This window comes from Pseudoalteromonas sp. 2CM32C (genome assembly GCF_023161925.1).
GTDB lineage: Bacteria > Pseudomonadota > Gammaproteobacteria > Enterobacterales > Alteromonadaceae > Pseudoalteromonas > Pseudoalteromonas marina.
In genome coordinates this window covers 56,270-72,344 of sequence record NZ_JALNTI010000002.1, presented here as the reverse complement: position 1 = coordinate 72,344, position 16,075 = coordinate 56,270, and the positions used below count along the sequence as shown (strand labels likewise).

Here is a 16,075-nt window from a genome sequence, read left to right as displayed (position 1 = left end):
ACTTATAAGCCAGCGACGCTTGGTCGAGCTGCAACTACTTTTTGCCACGCTAGCAAATGAGTTAAATGACTCGGTAGCGCAATATTGGCAAACCCAGCAAACACTAATCCAGAATAAAGAGTTATATCGGCAATACTAAAATTATCGCCCGCAACAAACCTTGATTTAGCGAGTATATCGTTAAAATAATTTAAGTTAGTACGCGCCTTTTCACCTTGCTTCTCGCCCCATGCAATATTTTGATATGTTTCAAGCTCTGGGCCTAACCCATCAGTAGCATGATGAAAATATGTTGCAACAGCATCAAGTACCATAGACTCAGCACGTTTTTGCATCATATTTATTACTGCGCGCTCTTTTGCCGAAATGCCCATCAATGATGGACCTGTAAAAGCAGCATCAATATATTCAGTAATTGCTGTGCATTCTGATATAAATGTTCCGTCATCAAGCTCTAATACTGGCACACCAGCCAATGGATTTTTAGCTAAAAAAGCCTCTGTCCGGTGTTCACCATTAAGCAAGTCTACCGCAATAAATTCAACTTCAGTTGTCGCATTTTTTTCTGCTAGCGCAATACGAATGCGAAGCGGGTTTGGAAAGTTTTTTACATCATAAATTTTCATTGAGTGTGACCTTTTTTAATTCACCTACCTACTGATAGGTATTTATATTCTTTATACCAAACTAAGTCAAACTCTAAAATAACTACATAAGCAGAGTATTTGCTAACCGCATGAAACTTAATATTTTATTTATAAAATATTAAGGCTTGAAAATAACTACCTACTGGTCGATAATTTTATGGTCAACAATAGGATGAAGATGTATGAGCAAAAAAGAGGCCCTACTCAAAGCGGCAGAGAATAAAGTACGCCTAGGCGGATACAGCAATTTTAGCTTTAGAGAACTTGCTAACGAAGTAGGTATAAAAAGCGCCAGTGTACATTATCATTTCCCTACTAAAGCCGACTTAGGCGCAGAGCTTGCACATCAATATACTGATGCGTTTTTGCTTTCATTAGGGGAGCCCGCTGAGTTAAAAGCGCAAGGTAAAAACCCTATCGACTTTTATACGTCGCTATTTAGAGGCGCATTGGTGACCGATAAAAAAATGTGCTTATGCGGTTTACTTGGCGCCGAGAGTGACAGCTTACCTGAAAAAGTACGTGAAGAAGTAAAGCGCTTTTTCACTCAAAATTTAACCTGGCTAAGCGCAGCGCATTCGGTCAACGGTGAACAAAACCCACAAAAAGCAGCTATTCAAACGGTAAGTATGCTTGAGGGTGCGATGATGATCAGTAAAACACTCGACGATCACAGCTACTTTGATTTAGCAACGCGAGACAGTAATTAACCACACGTTTTAGCGCATAAAAAAGCGAGCTTAAATAGCTCGCTTTTTAGTTTTACACGGAAATTATTTAAACTGCTGGGCTCGCTTTATGCTTAGCATGCACGATGGCAAGTATGATCAGGCCAACCACTGCGACCCCTACACCTATGGGTTTACCTAAATCGCTCGATAAGTTAAAACCAATTGCAGCTGTTGTGATATACGACAAGGTCACAGCCGTTGCAATAACCGCAGGTATACTCGCAATCCAATGAAAGGTGCCGCGGTCAAACAAATACTTAGTAGCAAGCCATAGTACACTGGTAGAAAGCAACATATTTGAAAACGCAAAGTAACGCCAAATTAATGAAAAATCCAACTTGGTCATAAAGTAAGCAATAGTTAGAATAGGTAAAGCCAACAACAGACGATTACGTATACTTTGCGGAATATTAAAGGCATCAACTACCGTTAAGCGAAGTGAACGAAATGCGGTGTCGCCTGAGGTAATAGGGAAAACAGCAACCGCAATAATTGCCATAATACCGCCAAATACACCTAAGTAACTATTTGCAATATGGTTTACAACTAAGCCTGGACCACCTTGATCAAGCATTGCTTTTAAACCAGCATAACCTTCAGGGAAAGCCGCAATACCAGCCAATGCCCAAACACAACCAACAATGCCTTCACACATCATGGCACCGTAGTACACCGGGCGTACATATTTTTCGTTTGTTAAGCAACGAGCAATAATAGGTGCTTGCGTTGAATGAAAACCACTAATAGCACCACAGGTAATGGTTATGAATAATAGGGGCCAAGTTGGTAACCCGTCGGGGTTTGGTGCTAAAAAGTCATGCGCGTGATCGGCTTCAAAATACGCCAAAAAGTCGCCAGCAACCGGTAAATGTGGCGCGTTAATAAGTAACGACACGGCAACAGCGACTGTCATAACAATCATTAACAAACCAAAAATAGGGTAAAAACGTGTAATGATCTTATCAATTGGTAACAGCGTCGCTAAAAAGTAATAAGCCAAAATAGCCAATACCCAAAAAGTATTATTGGCTAAAAATGTACCTTCAAATAAATTTAAGTTACTAAGTAAACCCGCTGGGCTCATTATGAATACTACACCAACAAAAAATAACAGCATTGCGGTGAAAATAAGCATAAAGCCTTTAAATACAACATTGTAATAGTGACCAGCTATTTCAGGTAAGCTTTTACCGTCTTCTTTTATACTCATTACACCTGAGAAAAAGTCGTGAACAGCGCCACCTAATACATTTCCTAACACAATCCATACGAGCGCAACCGGACCATATAAAGCGCCCAGTATAGGGCCAAAAATTGGACCCACACCCGCAATATTTAAAAATTGAATTAAAAAAGCACGAACAGGGTGAATAGCCACGTAATCAACACCTTCACTAAAGCGTTTTTGTGGTGTATCAACCGTTGAATCCATGCCTGCTTGTTTTTCTACAAATGGGCTATAAAACTTATATCCCAAAATTAATATAGTGAGGCAAATAAAAAAGATAATCATAAAGCACGTTTCTCTTTTGTATGTGTATTTAGAAGCGCAGTGTGTATCGCTTCGCATAAAGGTGACTTAATAACTTTGGAACAATATCAAAGCTATTTTTTACAGACAATTAGACGTTTAGCTAATACCTTAGTCGCAATCGTTCATGACTTGTTCAATTTATAAAGTAATTTGATAACTCGTTTAGAAACCTGACGAATACCGCTGTTTAAACGTTCAAAATGTATGCTTACCACACTATTTTTAGGCAAAAAAAAGCGGCTAAGCATATTGCTTAAGCCGCTTTCAACACACAATTTTTTTAAAGAGGACGCATAAATTCGTTAATTTTTTCATGAGTCAATGTAGGTGTAGCACCTGCACTTTCTGCAACCATAGCCCCTACAGCACAGGCAAAATCAACCGCATGCTGAGCACAATCGCTGCTACATAATTGATATATCAATGAACCTAAGAATGAATCCCCAGCGCCCACTGTGTCTACAACACTAATTAAATAGCCTGAATTATAATAATTTTGGCCCTTAACAGTTAACAGTGCGCCGTGACTGCCTTTGGTTACACATAAATATTCAGTGTTAGTTTGCTCTGCAATAAATGCTAGGTTTTGCTCAAGCGAATGGAACTTACACCCCATTGCTTTGGCAATTTCGTAAAGCTCTTCATCGTTTAACTTGATAAAATCTGCTTTATTCATTAAATCTACTAGCGTGTCTAACGTGTAATGCGGGGCGCGTAAATTTACGTCAAACACTTTAAAGTTAGCTACATCAACTAGCTGGTTTAGCGTAGCAAGTGAGGCTTCACTGCGGCCAATTAGGCTGCCAAATACAAATACATCACTTGCTTTTACTTTTTCAATAAGTGAACCAGTAAGAGTAATGTTGTCCCACGCCGTATCAGCGACTATTTCGTAGCTGGCTGAACCGCTTTTGTCTAAAGTAACTTGTACGATGCTGGTTTTTTTGTCGTTATTAACGGCAATATAATCGCAACTAACGCCTTTTGCTTTAATTTCGCCAAGAAGCTCAGTACCTAATTCATCGTTACCTACTGCGCTTATCATGTCGGCTTTAATACCTAATGAGTTAATGCGCACACACATGTTTAATGGTGCACCACCTAAGCGTTTACCTGTTGCAAAACAATCCCATAGCACTTCGCCAAAACAACTTACGCTTACGTCCTTACCTTGTTTAGAATCAATTAAAATGCTCATTATTAGTTACCTTTAGGCTCAAGCACGTTTTTCATAATTGCTTTAATTTTGCTTGCTGGTGCGTATAACGCGTCTACATTGTTTTTGTAGTGAGACGTAAAGGCGCTTTGCGTGTTTAAATCGCCAAATAAGCTTGTTAGCGATAAAAATGCAAGGTCATCATCAGTCGTCGTTTTAGCAGCAGCTTCATGAAGCTCGCTTTGCATTGCATCAATTACTTCAAGCGTATTGCCTTGCTCATCTTCCCCTCTGTCGCTATAAAAACACCATGCAGCAATAACGAGTGTAGCTAGTGATACATCTCGCCCTTGCGCTAGGTTTTCGTTAATAGTCGCAATTAAAAACTTAGGTAGTTTAGCTGCACTCTCCGAACAAATACGCGATAAGCTGTCTTTAATATTAGGGTTTGCAAAACGCTCAATAAGTGTGTCTTTGTAGATTTCAAGATCAATGCCTTCTAATTGCTCTAGGTTAGGCGTTACTTCTTTATCCATAAACGCACGTAAGTACTTTGCAAATAAGGGATCTGATACTGTTTCGTCAATTGTGCCATAGCCATGTACAGACCCCAGTAAACCCAGTACTGAGTGGCCTGCATTTAATAAGCGAATTTTCATGGTTTCAAAAGGGGTTACATCTTTTACAAATTGAGCACCAGCGTTATCCCAATTTGGCCGCCCGTCACAAAATGAATCTTCAATTACCCATTGTGTAAACGATTCACACGTTATTGGCCATTCATCGCTAACACCGTAAGCATCAACAACGTAGTCAATATCACTTTGTTTAGATACTGGCGTAATTCGGTCTACCATAGCATTGGGAAACATTACATTAGCAGCAATCCATTCACTTAATGCTGCATCTTGCTCTGCGGCAAAAGCGAGTAACATTTTGCGCGTTACATTGCCATTATGTTGAATGTTATCGCACGACTGCACTGTAAACGCATTAAGGCCTTGTTCTTTACGTAGCTTCAACGCAGCTGCTATATATCCAAATGCAGTAATAGGATCGTTTGGATTATTAATGTCGTTAATTATGTCTGGGTTTGCATAATCAAACTCACCCGTTACTGGGTTAAAGTTGTATCCGCCTTCAGTAATAGTTAAAGACACAATTTTAGTATCAGGGTGTGCGAGCTTATTGATAACAGCTTGTTTGTTTTCAGGCGCAAACAAAAAATCAATCATAGAACCTATAACGGTATTGTCTATTGTCCCATTTGGGTGTCTTACCGTTAATGTGTAAAGGTAGTCTTGCTGCTTTAATACATCGCGAAGTCCACGATTTGCTTCAAGCAAGCCTACACCACAAATACCCCATTGCTCAGAACCTGGCGTTTTTAATAACTCATTAATATACATGGCTTGGTGAGCACGGTGAAAACCGCCAACGCCAATGTGAACTATACCTGCTTTTACTTTACTGCGGTCGTAGCTAGGGGTGTCTACATGGCTTGGCATATATGCCAAACTTTGTTGGTTTAGCCCTTTAACATGGGCATTAGTGTGATGTTGTGTCATGGTGCGGCCTTACTAAAACAAAAATTAAAAAACGTGTAAATTACAATGCAGCATTGAGCGCTTTATGGCGTTTTAATGACCAATAAGCGGTAACAAAATAGATAACCGTACAGATGAAACACGCTATCTCAAACTGCAATTTGTTTGCGCTATATATGCTCATTGTGTCGCTAAAAAACATGACTTGGCTCGCAAATATACAAATAATGACAAGTGAAATAGTCGAAACCGCATTAAGCACTCTAGTAAACATAGAACCATCAACTACAGGTTTTGGAATGTCTTTCGCCTGCGCTGCTTGATACGCTTTAATATCACGTTGCTCTTGTTCCTCGGCAGCTATATGTTGTTTGTAGTCTTCCCCAGCGCCATATTTTTTCGCTAGCAGCGTGTAAACAACAATGGTAAAAAACCAGGTAGGTATAAATAAGTAATAAAACGACATAACATCTAGCGCATTTAAACCAAAGCCAAACACTAACGCTAACGCCCAAGACGCAATGGCCGGCACACTTCGAGTTATGTCTTTGTATTTAGCCCAGTAGCGCGTTAAGCCAATTTTAGGAAATAATACATGCTCGGCAAATACAATCGCCCCAACAGGCACAACCAATAAGCCAGCATAAGTAAGTAAAGGTAGCATTTGAGAAAATACGAACGGGAAACATGCAATAACTACGGTCACACTCCCTACAATAGCGGTTGTGCGCTCACGAGAGTGGTTTACAAAAATAGATTGCGCCGCAAGACCTGCACGATATAGGTTTGCGTTAGCTGTAGTCCAACCTGCAATAATTACAATAACAAACCCAGTCCAACCTAATGCGTGGTAAGCCACATCGCCCGGATCGAGTGATGAAATAGTTGTTTTAAGTAATACCGCAACACCTGCACCCATAATACCGGCAGAGATCCACGCTAAGTAATGACCAAAAAACATGCCTACGCCCGAGAACAAACCATAGCTTTTGCGCTTGGCGAATCTAAAAATCGCCATATCAATTAAACCAAAGTGAGTAATAGAGTTAGCAGCCCAGGCAAAACCAATTACCTCAAGTAGGCCAATTCCCTGCTCCCCTTCTGCATTCGTACCTGTCCATATGGATGAGTCGCCAATGGTCATAAAGTCACTAAAGCTGGTTAACGTGGTTGACCCAATTACATGATTTGAAAGTTCAGGGAAAAGTGCAAACGAGCCCGCTATAAAAATAACAAATAGCCAAGGTGCACAAATTTTAGAAAAGTCAGCTACAGTAGAAAAACCATACATAGCCACAAATACAACAATAGAGCCAACGGCTAAAACAATACCCACAAACACTAAACTATTTGGGTACCAATCTAACTGTGCGGGAATATCAAATAAAAATCGAACCGCAGTGGACGATACCGTAATCATCGCCGCCGATATAACACTAAAAATAATGACGTTAGCCCAGTTATAGAGCTTAGTCATTGAGTTACCAGCAATTTTGTTCAAATAATTATATAAGCTTAAACGCGTCTCTACTGCAATTGGCGCTGTAATTAGCCACCAAGAACACATTGCTAATAAATTACCAATTAATAAACCTAGTAAAATGTCGATTGTTGATGCACCCAGTGCAACAAATGTTGCACCAATAACAAACTCAGTGGCTGCAACATGCTCACCCGCGTATAAACCGGCAAAATGCTTCCAACCATGAAGCTTATTATTAGCAACGGGAAGTTGCTCTTCATTTACATCTTTAAACGTGTGTGTGTGTGGACTCGTTGCCATGGTACTTCCTATTGTTTTAACACGATAATAATCACAAAAACGTGCATTTAGTTGTGTGTGCGGCTACGCACACAACCTCGAAAATTCTTAAACAACGTCATTCATGTCAGTGTGGGACTAAATCAACGCTGTTTTTATATTTTTAGGGTTGGATACATTTCATAAAACGCTTTCCAATCTGTTAAATGAGCAACCTCGGGGTGTGCCTTGTGAACAAAATTAACAGCTCCTTGCATATGCCCTCCACCGCTGTAATGAAGTACTTGCATGTTTGCGGCAAGCGCTGCACTCACGCCCGCTATAGAGTCTTCTATTACCAAGCAATGGGCTGGACTAACCCCCATTTTTTTAGCGGCGTGTAAAAATAAATCCGGCGCAGGTTTGCCATTTTTTACTTCACTTGAAGTAAACACCTCATCAAAATAATGACTCAATTTAACTACGCTTAATGCTTTTTCTGTTCGTGCAGGGCTGCTACTAGTTGCTATACAACTAGGTGTAGCTAAATTAGCCAATACCTTTTTAATGCCATCTGTGGGCATTAGGGCTGTTTCAAACTCATGTAAAAGTGCATTTCTATAATCAGCTTCAAACCGCTCTGGCAATTCAACATTAAAAGCATCAGCTATCTTTTGAGTAACCGCTTTAAAATTGCACCCTAAAAAATGTTCTTGTACATAAGCACGGTCAATAAACACCGCTTTATCAACAAGCATATCGATGAGCACTTGCGCACTTAAAACTTCGCTGTCAATTACAACGCCATCACAGTCAAAAATAACCAGTTCAATTTTAGGGTTCATTTTTTTACCTTATTGCATTTAGTTTTATGCAAACACAAACCTGAGCATAAGCCCAGAGAGTGAGCATATTCTCTTTATTATTATAATATGTCAACACGTTGTGAACTTAAAAACTCGCTGCATAGTTCAAATAATCAACACCTCAATAAAAAAGCTGTTGATTTTCATTAGTTTTGATTTTAGCTGTTACGACTAAAATCGCATGCCGTATTCACAACAAGTGTATTTACTGCAGATGCCAATCTACTTTTTTGATTGTTGCAATCTAAACAATCAATTTTACCGAAATAAATTTAACCCATACACTCGTTAACAGTTAAACAGCCAGCAACACTGCCGGCACTTTTAAATAATGAGGTCGACAATGAAAACTCAAATAAACACAACAAAAACTAAATTAACTTTAAGCGCATTAGCCCTTGCAGTGGCATTACCTGCAAGTGCGGTTACCACTCTTACAAAAGACAACGGCGCAGCTGTTGGCGATAATCAAAACTCAATGACCGCCGGTGAGCGCGGCAGTGTATTGCTTGAAGACGTACACCTAATTCAAAAGCTGCAACGTTTTGCACGCGAGCGTATCCCTGAACGTGTAGTGCATGCGCGAGGAACTGGCGCACACGGCGTGTTTGTAGCCTCAAAAGAACTAGACGATTTAACAATTGCGGCGCCATTTGCAGAAGCAGGTAAAGAAACAGACGTATTTGTTCGTTTTTCATCAGTAATTCACTCAAAAGGTAGCCCTGAAACGCTGCGTGATCCTCGTGGTTTTGCTACAAAATTTTACACAGACCAAGGTAACTGGGATTTAGTAGGTAACAACTTACCTGTGTTCTTTATCCGTGACGCGATTAAATTCCCAGATATGGTTCACTCGTTAAAGCCATCTCCGGTAGATAACATTCAAGATCCTAACCGTTTATTTGAGTTTTTCTCGTACGAGCCGGGCTCTACTCACATGTTAACTTGGGTATACAGCGACTACGGTACACCAGCAAGCTTACGTAAAATGGATGGTTGGGGCGTACATGCATATAAAATGATTAATAAATCAGGCGATGTTAAATACGTTAAGTTTCATTGGGTAAGCCAACAAGGTATCGACAACCTAGATTCAAAAGAAGTAGCCGAAGTACAAGGAAAAGATTTTCAACACTTAACACGCGACCTGTACACCGAAATTGGTAAAGGCAACTTCCCTAAGTGGGACCTATACATTAAAACACTTGACCCATCGCAGTTAGATGACTTTGATTACAACCCATTAGATGCAACAAAAATGTGGTTAGACGTTAAAGAAACAAAAGTGGGTACAATGACCTTAAACCGTATGCCAACTAACTTCTTTCAATCTACAGAACAAGTTGCAATGGCACCGGCAAATGTAATCCCGGGTATTGAGCCATCTGAAGACAGACTATTACAAGGGCGTGTGTTTTCATACTCAGATACACAAATGTACCGCTTAGGTGCTAACCACCAACAATTGCCAATTAACCGCGCAAAAGTTGATGTGGTTAACTACAACCAAGACGGCGCAATGAACTACGGCAATACAACAAGTAATGTGAACTACCAACCAAGTCACGAAAACGTTGCAGAAAACCCAATTGCACGTAGAAGCAACACTGAACTTAAAGGTTTTGTACAACAAGCCGCGATTAAAAAGCAGCAAAACTTCGCACAAGCTGGCGTACTTTACCGTGGCTTTAGTAAGCAAGAACGCACTAACTTAGTTAACAACTTAGCCGGCGATTTAGGCAAAGTGAAAGACAGCAAAGTAAAGCACAAAATGCTCAGCTACTTCTACAAAGCAGATAGCGAATACGGTACACGCTTAACTAAAGCCGTAAACGGCGACATGAAACAAGTTAAGCAACTAGCCGCTAAACTTTAATATTTTACCCAACCTGTAAGTTATTGAGGAAAGCCTAGCTTTCCTCTTTTTTAAAAAGGTAAACAGTATGCGTAAATTACTTATTATATTTACTTTAGTGATGAGCTTTTCAGGCTTTGCCAATGAACCACAAAGCCCTGTTACGGAACAAAGCACCGCCCAGTCGCAATACGACAGCTTACTTGCTTATTACTTTGCAGCCGCACGTACTGACGACACCGCCGTAATAACGCAGTTTGTTGATGCTGGCATTCCTATTAATAGTTTCAACAACAAGGGCTACACTGCCCTCATGATTGCCACCTACCATGGTAATAAAAGCACGGTAAATACCTTACTGCAATTAGGTGCTAATGCCTGCCTTGAAGACAACCGCGGGAACACAGCGCTAATGGCCGCTATATTTAGAGGCGAATTTAGCATAGCTAAAACACTTGTCAGCCTTGATTGCGATAACGCCCATCAAAACAAAGCCGGCCAAACAGCAGAGCAATTTGCACAAACTTTTGGTCAACAAAAAGTACTCGACTTACTAGCGCAGGTGAATAGTGACGCAAAATAGCTTGTTTTTGATTTTTTGCCATTAGGACATGAACACGGGAAAAATAGTATTATTGCCTTTGCTGGTCTAACCAGTTATTCTTTTCAACTGTGTACTTTATATGGAAAATAATAACTCTAATGGCCACACCACACTTTGATCACATCACTATTACCTGTAATAACAGGCAAACATTAAGCGCGCATGTATTTAAACCAGAAGGCACCATAAAAGGCGCAGTAATGATTGCACCTGCAACGGGGATTAAGCAGCAATTTTATGCAAACTTTGCTACTTACTTGCAGCAAAATGGATTTGCCGTTATTACGTTTGACAACAGCGGAATAGGCCAATCACTTAAAGGCAGCATTAAAAATAGTAAAGCGAATTTGCAATCGTGGGGCGAGCAGGATATGCCCGCAGTGCTAGAACAACTTCAAAAAACATTTCCGAATACCCACTACCATTTGATAGGTCACAGTGCCGGCGGGCAGCTAGTAGGTTTAATGCACAATGCCACTCAACTCAGCTCACTGTTCAACTTTGCGTGTTCGTCGGGCAAGTTAACCAATATGCGCTTAGCGTATCAGGTAAAAGCACACTTTTTTATGAATGGGGTTATTCCGGTGAGTAATGCACTATTTGGCCATACTAAATCACAATGGTTTGGTATGGGCGAGCCTTTACCTAAAGGCGTAGCTCAACAGTGGCAAAAATGGTGTAACGCACAAGGGTATGTTAAATCAGCATTTGGCAATACAGTATTTCAACATTTTTATAATGAACTAGCCATGCCTTCCCTTTGGATTAATGCCAGCGATGATGATATAGCAAATAACGATAATGTTGCTGATATGCTTTCTGTTTTTCCAAAACTTAACGCACAAACGCTACATTTAACGCCCAGTGAATATAACCTGAAAGATATTGGCCACATGAAGTTTTTTAGTAAAAGGTCTGCCGCTTTATGGCCTTTAGCACTAGACTGGCTAAACAAACATAGTATTTAACACCATGGTGTGTTTAGCTCCCTATACGCTAAACACACACCTGCTAACTCCATCTAACCTCTGCATACCTAAGCATATTTACGTGCTGTTAAATTTAAAGCCACTTTAGTAATTGACCTTTCGGTCAGTAAAGCTACAATCAATCAACACGTTAAACACGCACAATCAATAATGACCACACAAATAAAACCAAATAAAAAAGAAGTCACTCGGGAAAAAAACCAACTGCTTATATTAAATGCCGCCGAGCAATTATTTTCTCTTAATGGGTATGACGGCGCAAGCATGAGCATGGTTGCAAAAGAGGCTAGCGTTCCAAAAGCTAACATACTGTATTACTTTAAAAGCAAAGATGGCCTTTACGAAGCGGTAATAGACAGAATAATAGCAAATTGGAACTTAGGCCTTGATAACGTCACCGCTGAAGACGACCCCGCAGCAGTGCTTTATAACTACATAAAAAGTAAAGTAATACTTGCCGTGAACCAACCTCTTCAGTCTCGTTTATTTGCCAATGAAATTTTGCGTGGCGCCCCCTATTTACAAAACTACTTTAGAACAAATACACGGCCTTGGGTTAAACAAAAAATTGATGTGTTTCAATCCTGGATGGACGCAAAAAAAATAGACCAAGTGGACCCCCATCACCTTTTATTTACTATTTGGTCAACAACACAATACTACGCAGACTTTCAAGCAGAAGTACTGCTAGTCATGAACAAATTAGAATATGATGAAACCGACGTGGCACAAATAACACAATCAATTGCCCACATAATTTTAAAAGGTATTGGCTTAAAAATACCCGCCCCAAACGAGGCCTAACACATGGAAAACTTTACAACCCCTGACCTATTCGACGATCACCGCAACTCGGTTCAAGTAGCAGATAGTGGATTGCGCCACTTTGGTAAAAAAACAACCTTTAGTGGCCAAGCAGTAACGGTAACCTGCCCAGAAGACAACTCGTTTGCCGCCGATGTTCTTCATCAAGATGGTAAAGGGAAAGTGTTAGTAATTGATGGGTTTGCTAGCAAACGTTTTGCTTTTATTGGCGACATTATGGCCGAACGCGCGCTACAAAATGGCTGGGAAGGTGTTGTAATAAATGGTTGTTGCCGCGATATAGAAATACTTGCAACAATGGATTTACCTGTAATGGCGATTGGTTCAACCCCTCGTAGCACACTTAAGCGCGGTTTTGGCGATCAAGACCAAGTTATTAATATGCTAAATACCGCAATAGCACCAAACGATTGGCTGTATGGCGACGTTAATGGCCTAATAATTAGTAAATCCCCCCTTATTTAATAAATTCGTGTAAATAATAACAACCAGTTTGGTGCAACAATGCACCAAGTTGGTTTGTTTTGCGCTTAAAAACACCCACTTTAAAACTTCAAAATTATAAATCCCCCTCTGCAACCCCCAAAAACCTGACCAATCGGACAAGAATCTATTTTTGGCATTTGTTTTGCTTATACTAAGTTCGCTAAAACCGAAACCACCGATGCAAAGTACAATTAGTGCTCAGTTAATAAAAATAAGATATTACGTAGAGAGCCGAAAAAAATAACAACACTATTCTCTTTTACTCAATTTAAAATTAGTAAATAACCATTTGGTCAGTTTTATGTAGATGGGTTACAAAATGAACACGCAATTAAAAACTAAAAACACAGGTATATTTTGTGACCATGGACCCAGTAATTGGCAATCAAGTCAAACGGGCACACTAAGCACTAAGCGCCTAGCTGTAAAAGATGTATTTGCAGTTAAAGGCGAGCGCAACAGCGCAGGTAACCCTAGCTGGTTTAAAGCAGCAAAACCTGCCCAGCAAACAACAAGTAGTGTTAACAAATTAATGGATGCTGGCTGTATTTTTAAAGGTTTTACCCATACCGACGAGCTTGCCTATAGCTTAGAAGGTAATAATACTCACTATGGCGCAGCACAAAACCCCAAAATAAAAGGGCATGCATGCGGTGGTTCTAGTATGGGATCGGCCGCCGCAGTAGCCGGCAATTTAGCTGACATCGGGTTGGGCACCGATACCGGAGGCTCTATTAGAATACCCGCAAGTTATTGCGGTTTATTTGGTATTAGGCCAAGCCATAACGTAATTGAAAAAGACGGCCTAATTCCGCTAGCACCGCCTTTTGATACTATTGGTTGGCTTACCCAAAACGCAGAACTATTAGAAAAAGTAGGCAATGTACTGTTACCAAACCAAGCTATTAATAGTGTAAATACCTTGGTTACTTGTGAGCCCTTATTTGAGCTAGTCAGCCCAGCTTTACAAGCACCACTTAAACAATTGCTTAAAAAAACCAAACCTTATTTTAAACACCACAAAGAATTTGAACTACCTAACATCAGCTTATTAAGCGAACTCGCTGATAGTTTTAGAATATTGCAAGGACGTGCTATTGCTAAAGCGCACAAAGATTGGCTTCAGTTGCCGGAGCAGCCTCCCCAGTTTGCTCCGGCAATTGCAGCCCGTTTTAAAATGGCATTGGCACTAACCACTCAAGAAGAAAAAGAAGCACTTAACGTTCAAACCCAATGGCAAACATTAATTGCTAAAAACCTAAATTCAACTAGCTGCTTATTTTTGCCAACAACCCCAACAACCGCACCTAAATTGGGCGCCGACACAAGCGCCTTACGCATGCAAATAATTACGCTATCGGCTATTGCGGGCTTGAGCCGCTCGGCGCAAGTTCACTTACCATTGGCTAATCTAGCAAATGGCCATCCATATGGGTTTTCACTCATGATGAGCCACAATAACGATAAAAGCTTACTTGCCTGCGCAACACAACTAGCTGCATATTTTAAACAGGAAACTCTCACATGAACGCACACAACATTGCCTTTACGGCCCCGCACTTCTCAGCGACCGAGGCAGGCACCTTTATACTAAAACAAGGCGGCACAGCCACCGAGGCTATGGTTGCAGCAGCCGCTGCTATTAGCGTGGTTTACCCACATATGAACTCAATTGGTGGCGACAGTTTTTGGCTTATTGACAACCCAAACCAAAGCACACCCACCGCAATTGATGCATGCGGGCGCGCACCTAAAAATGTAGATGCCTACAGCAATGAGCAACACATACCAGAGCGTGGAGGTTTAAGTGCATTGACTCAAGCGGCTACACTTCGTGGCTGGCAAAAAGCCCTTGAATTAGATGAGCACGCAGCCCTTTCGCTAAGTACTATTTTAGCCCCAGCTATCAAACTTGCCCGCGAAGGGTTTACTGTTACCAAAAGTTTGCAAGCAGGCTGTGAAAAACTCGCGACGGTTACCAGTACAAACGATGCCTTTAAAGCGCTATACATACCCAACGGTAAACCGTTACAAGCAGGCCAAAATTTTAAAAACCCACAACTGGCCAATACTTTTGAGCATTTGGCAAAGCACGGCTTAAACGCTTTTTATGAAGGCGAACTTGCCGAATCGTTTGCAGCCGATTTAGCCAAAGCTGGCAGCATTATTACCCCAAATGATATTGCCAACACGCAAGCCGATGTAGTAAGCCCGCTAAATGCTAATTTGTCGGGTATTAATTGCTACAACTTACCTGCACCTACTCAAGGCGTACATTCGCTACAAATAATCGGAACCGTTAATAAGCTAAAACACAAAGCTAACACCGAGGCCGATTGGACCCACTTAATTGTAGAAGCCACCAAGCAAAGCTTTACGCACCGACCAACGCTTTGGGCCGACCCTAAAGCGCTTGGCGATGATTATAAAAACGCATTAACTGATGAGCGTTTAACCGAGCTTGCCAACAATATTGATATGAATACCGCCAAAAAATGGCCGTTTGATGCCCAGCCCGGCGATACCGTCTGGATGGCAGCACGTGATAAGAACGGCCAACTAGTGAGCTTTATTCAAAGTATTTACTGGGAATTTGGTAGCGGCATACTCATGAGCGAAGGCGGGTTTGTATGGAATAACCGCGGTTTAAGCTTTAGCTTAAACACTAAAGATACCAATGCACTAGCGCCACATAAACGCCCAGCACATACCCTTAACCCAGCTATGGCTAAGTTTGACGATGGCAGACGCCTTGCCTACGGCACTATGGGTGGTGAAGGCCAACCACAAACTCAAGCCGCTGTATTTGCCGGATACGCGTGGCGAAATAAATCAATTAACCAAGCGGTAAGCGATCCGCGCTGGTTACTTGGCCGCACATGGGGCGACACCAGCACAAATTTAAAAATAGAACACAGCCTCGCTGCCCAAATAGACAATGAATTGAATAAACGTGGCCACGACTGGGTAAGTGTCGAGGACAATAACGAAATGATGGGTCACGCAGGTGCTATTTTAGATACACCTACAACCCTTGAAGCTGCAACGGATCCTCGCTCTGATGGCCGTGCAACTGTTTCATCAACGTAGTAGG

14 protein-coding genes are annotated in these 16,075 nt (G+C 41.0%); 8 read left to right on the top strand and 6 right to left on the bottom strand.

What is annotated here, in order from left to right:
- Positions 1-2: 2 nt before the first annotated feature.
- The gene (locus MTF67_RS04250) at positions 3-626 is read right to left on the bottom strand and encodes a glutathione S-transferase (RefSeq protein ID WP_248518796.1); all 624 of its coding nucleotides are present in this window, start codon (positions 624-626) and stop codon (positions 3-5) included.
- Between the two features lie 203 nt (positions 627-829).
- Between MTF67_RS04250 and MTF67_RS04245 the strand changes: the two genes are divergently transcribed.
- Positions 830-1,357 (top strand): TetR/AcrR family transcriptional regulator, encoded by a 528-nt coding sequence (locus MTF67_RS04245; RefSeq protein WP_248518795.1) that lies wholly within the window; start codon positions 830-832, stop codon positions 1,355-1,357.
- Between the two features lie 67 nt (positions 1,358-1,424).
- Here the strand turns inward: MTF67_RS04245 and MTF67_RS04240 are convergent, their stop codons facing one another.
- The 5 genes from MTF67_RS04240 to MTF67_RS04220 form a co-directional block, all read right to left on the bottom strand.
- Positions 1,425-2,891, bottom strand: a complete 1,467-nt coding sequence (locus tag MTF67_RS04240; protein ID WP_248518794.1) for a carbon starvation CstA family protein — start codon at positions 2,889-2,891, stop codon at positions 1,425-1,427.
- Between the two features lie 301 nt (positions 2,892-3,192).
- Positions 3,193-4,110 carry a carbohydrate kinase gene (locus MTF67_RS04235; protein ID WP_039037536.1) on the bottom strand — a complete coding sequence of 306 codons (918 nt, stop codon included), beginning with the start codon at positions 4,108-4,110 and terminating at the stop codon, positions 3,193-3,195.
- Between the two features lie 2 nt (positions 4,111-4,112).
- Positions 4,113-5,636, bottom strand: coding sequence for a mannitol dehydrogenase family protein (locus MTF67_RS04230; protein ID WP_248518793.1), 1,524 nt, complete (start codon positions 5,634-5,636; stop codon positions 4,113-4,115).
- 40 nt (positions 5,637-5,676) lie between these two features.
- Positions 5,677-7,398: a hypothetical protein gene (locus MTF67_RS04225; protein ID WP_248518792.1), complete on the bottom strand. Its 1,722-nt coding sequence runs from the start codon at positions 7,396-7,398 to the stop codon at positions 5,677-5,679.
- A 134-nt stretch (positions 7,399-7,532) separates the two neighbouring features.
- Positions 7,533-8,201, bottom strand: a complete 669-nt coding sequence (locus MTF67_RS04220; RefSeq protein ID WP_248518791.1) for an HAD family hydrolase — start codon at positions 8,199-8,201, stop codon at positions 7,533-7,535.
- Between the two features lie 364 nt (positions 8,202-8,565).
- Here MTF67_RS04220 and MTF67_RS04215 point away from each other — a divergent pair, with 364 nt between their 5' ends.
- The 7 genes from MTF67_RS04215 to MTF67_RS04185 all read left to right on the top strand — a co-directional run bounded on the left by MTF67_RS04215 (position 8,566) and on the right by MTF67_RS04185 (position 16,071).
- Positions 8,566-10,098, top strand: coding sequence for a catalase (locus MTF67_RS04215; protein ID WP_248518790.1), 1,533 nt, complete (start codon positions 8,566-8,568; stop codon positions 10,096-10,098).
- 67 nt (positions 10,099-10,165) lie between these two features.
- A complete protein-coding gene (locus MTF67_RS04210; protein WP_248518789.1) occupies positions 10,166-10,660 on the top strand; it encodes an ankyrin repeat domain-containing protein in 495 nt (164 codons plus the stop codon).
- Between the two features lie 119 nt (positions 10,661-10,779).
- The gene (locus MTF67_RS04205) at positions 10,780-11,649 is read left to right on the top strand and encodes an alpha/beta fold hydrolase (RefSeq protein WP_006792621.1); all 870 of its coding nucleotides are present in this window, start codon (positions 10,780-10,782) and stop codon (positions 11,647-11,649) included.
- 171 nt (positions 11,650-11,820) lie between these two features.
- Positions 11,821-12,474 (top strand): TetR/AcrR family transcriptional regulator, encoded by a 654-nt coding sequence (locus MTF67_RS04200; RefSeq protein WP_058429912.1) that lies wholly within the window; start codon positions 11,821-11,823, stop codon positions 12,472-12,474.
- Between the two features lie 3 nt (positions 12,475-12,477).
- Positions 12,478-12,960, top strand: a complete 483-nt coding sequence (locus tag MTF67_RS04195; RefSeq protein WP_248518788.1) for a putative 4-hydroxy-4-methyl-2-oxoglutarate aldolase — start codon at positions 12,478-12,480, stop codon at positions 12,958-12,960.
- A gap of 340 nt (positions 12,961-13,300) precedes the next feature.
- The gene (locus tag MTF67_RS04190; protein ID WP_248518787.1) at positions 13,301-14,509 is read left to right on the top strand and encodes an amidase family protein; all 1,209 of its coding nucleotides are present in this window, start codon (positions 13,301-13,303) and stop codon (positions 14,507-14,509) included.
- Positions 14,506-16,071 carry a gamma-glutamyltransferase gene (locus tag MTF67_RS04185; RefSeq protein WP_248518786.1) on the top strand — a complete coding sequence of 522 codons (1,566 nt, stop codon included), beginning with the start codon at positions 14,506-14,508 and terminating at the stop codon, positions 16,069-16,071. The genes MTF67_RS04190 and MTF67_RS04185 overlap by 4 nt, the downstream gene beginning before the upstream one ends.
- The last annotated feature ends 4 nt before the right edge of the window (positions 16,072-16,075 follow it).

Excerpts from the sequence above, each read along its gene's own strand:
- MTF67_RS04220 (WP_248518791.1), bottom strand. The coding sequence starts at position 8,201 with ATGAACCCTAAAATTGAACTGGTTATTTTTGACTGTGATGGCGTTGTA.
- MTF67_RS04210 (WP_248518789.1), top strand. The coding sequence starts at position 10,166 with ATGCGTAAATTACTTATTATATTTACTTTAGTGATGAGCTTTTCAGGC.
- MTF67_RS04245 (WP_248518795.1), top strand. The coding sequence starts at position 830 with ATGAGCAAAAAAGAGGCCCTACTCAAAGCGGCAGAGAATAAAGTACGC.
- MTF67_RS04240 (WP_248518794.1), bottom strand. The coding sequence starts at position 2,891 with ATGATTATCTTTTTTATTTGCCTCACTATATTAATTTTGGGATATAAG.
- MTF67_RS04225 (WP_248518792.1), bottom strand. The coding sequence starts at position 7,398 with ATGGCAACGAGTCCACACACACACACGTTTAAAGATGTAAATGAAGAG.
- MTF67_RS04215 (WP_248518790.1), top strand. The coding sequence starts at position 8,566 with ATGAAAACTCAAATAAACACAACAAAAACTAAATTAACTTTAAGCGCA.
- MTF67_RS04185 (WP_248518786.1), top strand. The coding sequence starts at position 14,506 with ATGAACGCACACAACATTGCCTTTACGGCCCCGCACTTCTCAGCGACC.
- MTF67_RS04250 (WP_248518796.1), bottom strand. The coding sequence starts at position 626 with ATGAAAATTTATGATGTAAAAAACTTTCCAAACCCGCTTCGCATTCGT.
- MTF67_RS04200 (WP_058429912.1), top strand. The coding sequence starts at position 11,821 with ATGACCACACAAATAAAACCAAATAAAAAAGAAGTCACTCGGGAAAAA.
- MTF67_RS04190 (WP_248518787.1), top strand. The coding sequence starts at position 13,301 with ATGAACACGCAATTAAAAACTAAAAACACAGGTATATTTTGTGACCAT.
- MTF67_RS04205 (WP_006792621.1), top strand. The coding sequence starts at position 10,780 with ATGGCCACACCACACTTTGATCACATCACTATTACCTGTAATAACAGG.
- MTF67_RS04195 (WP_248518788.1), top strand. The coding sequence starts at position 12,478 with ATGGAAAACTTTACAACCCCTGACCTATTCGACGATCACCGCAACTCG.
- MTF67_RS04235 (WP_039037536.1), bottom strand. The coding sequence starts at position 4,110 with ATGAGCATTTTAATTGATTCTAAACAAGGTAAGGACGTAAGCGTAAGT.
- MTF67_RS04230 (WP_248518793.1), bottom strand. The coding sequence starts at position 5,636 with ATGACACAACATCACACTAATGCCCATGTTAAAGGGCTAAACCAACAA.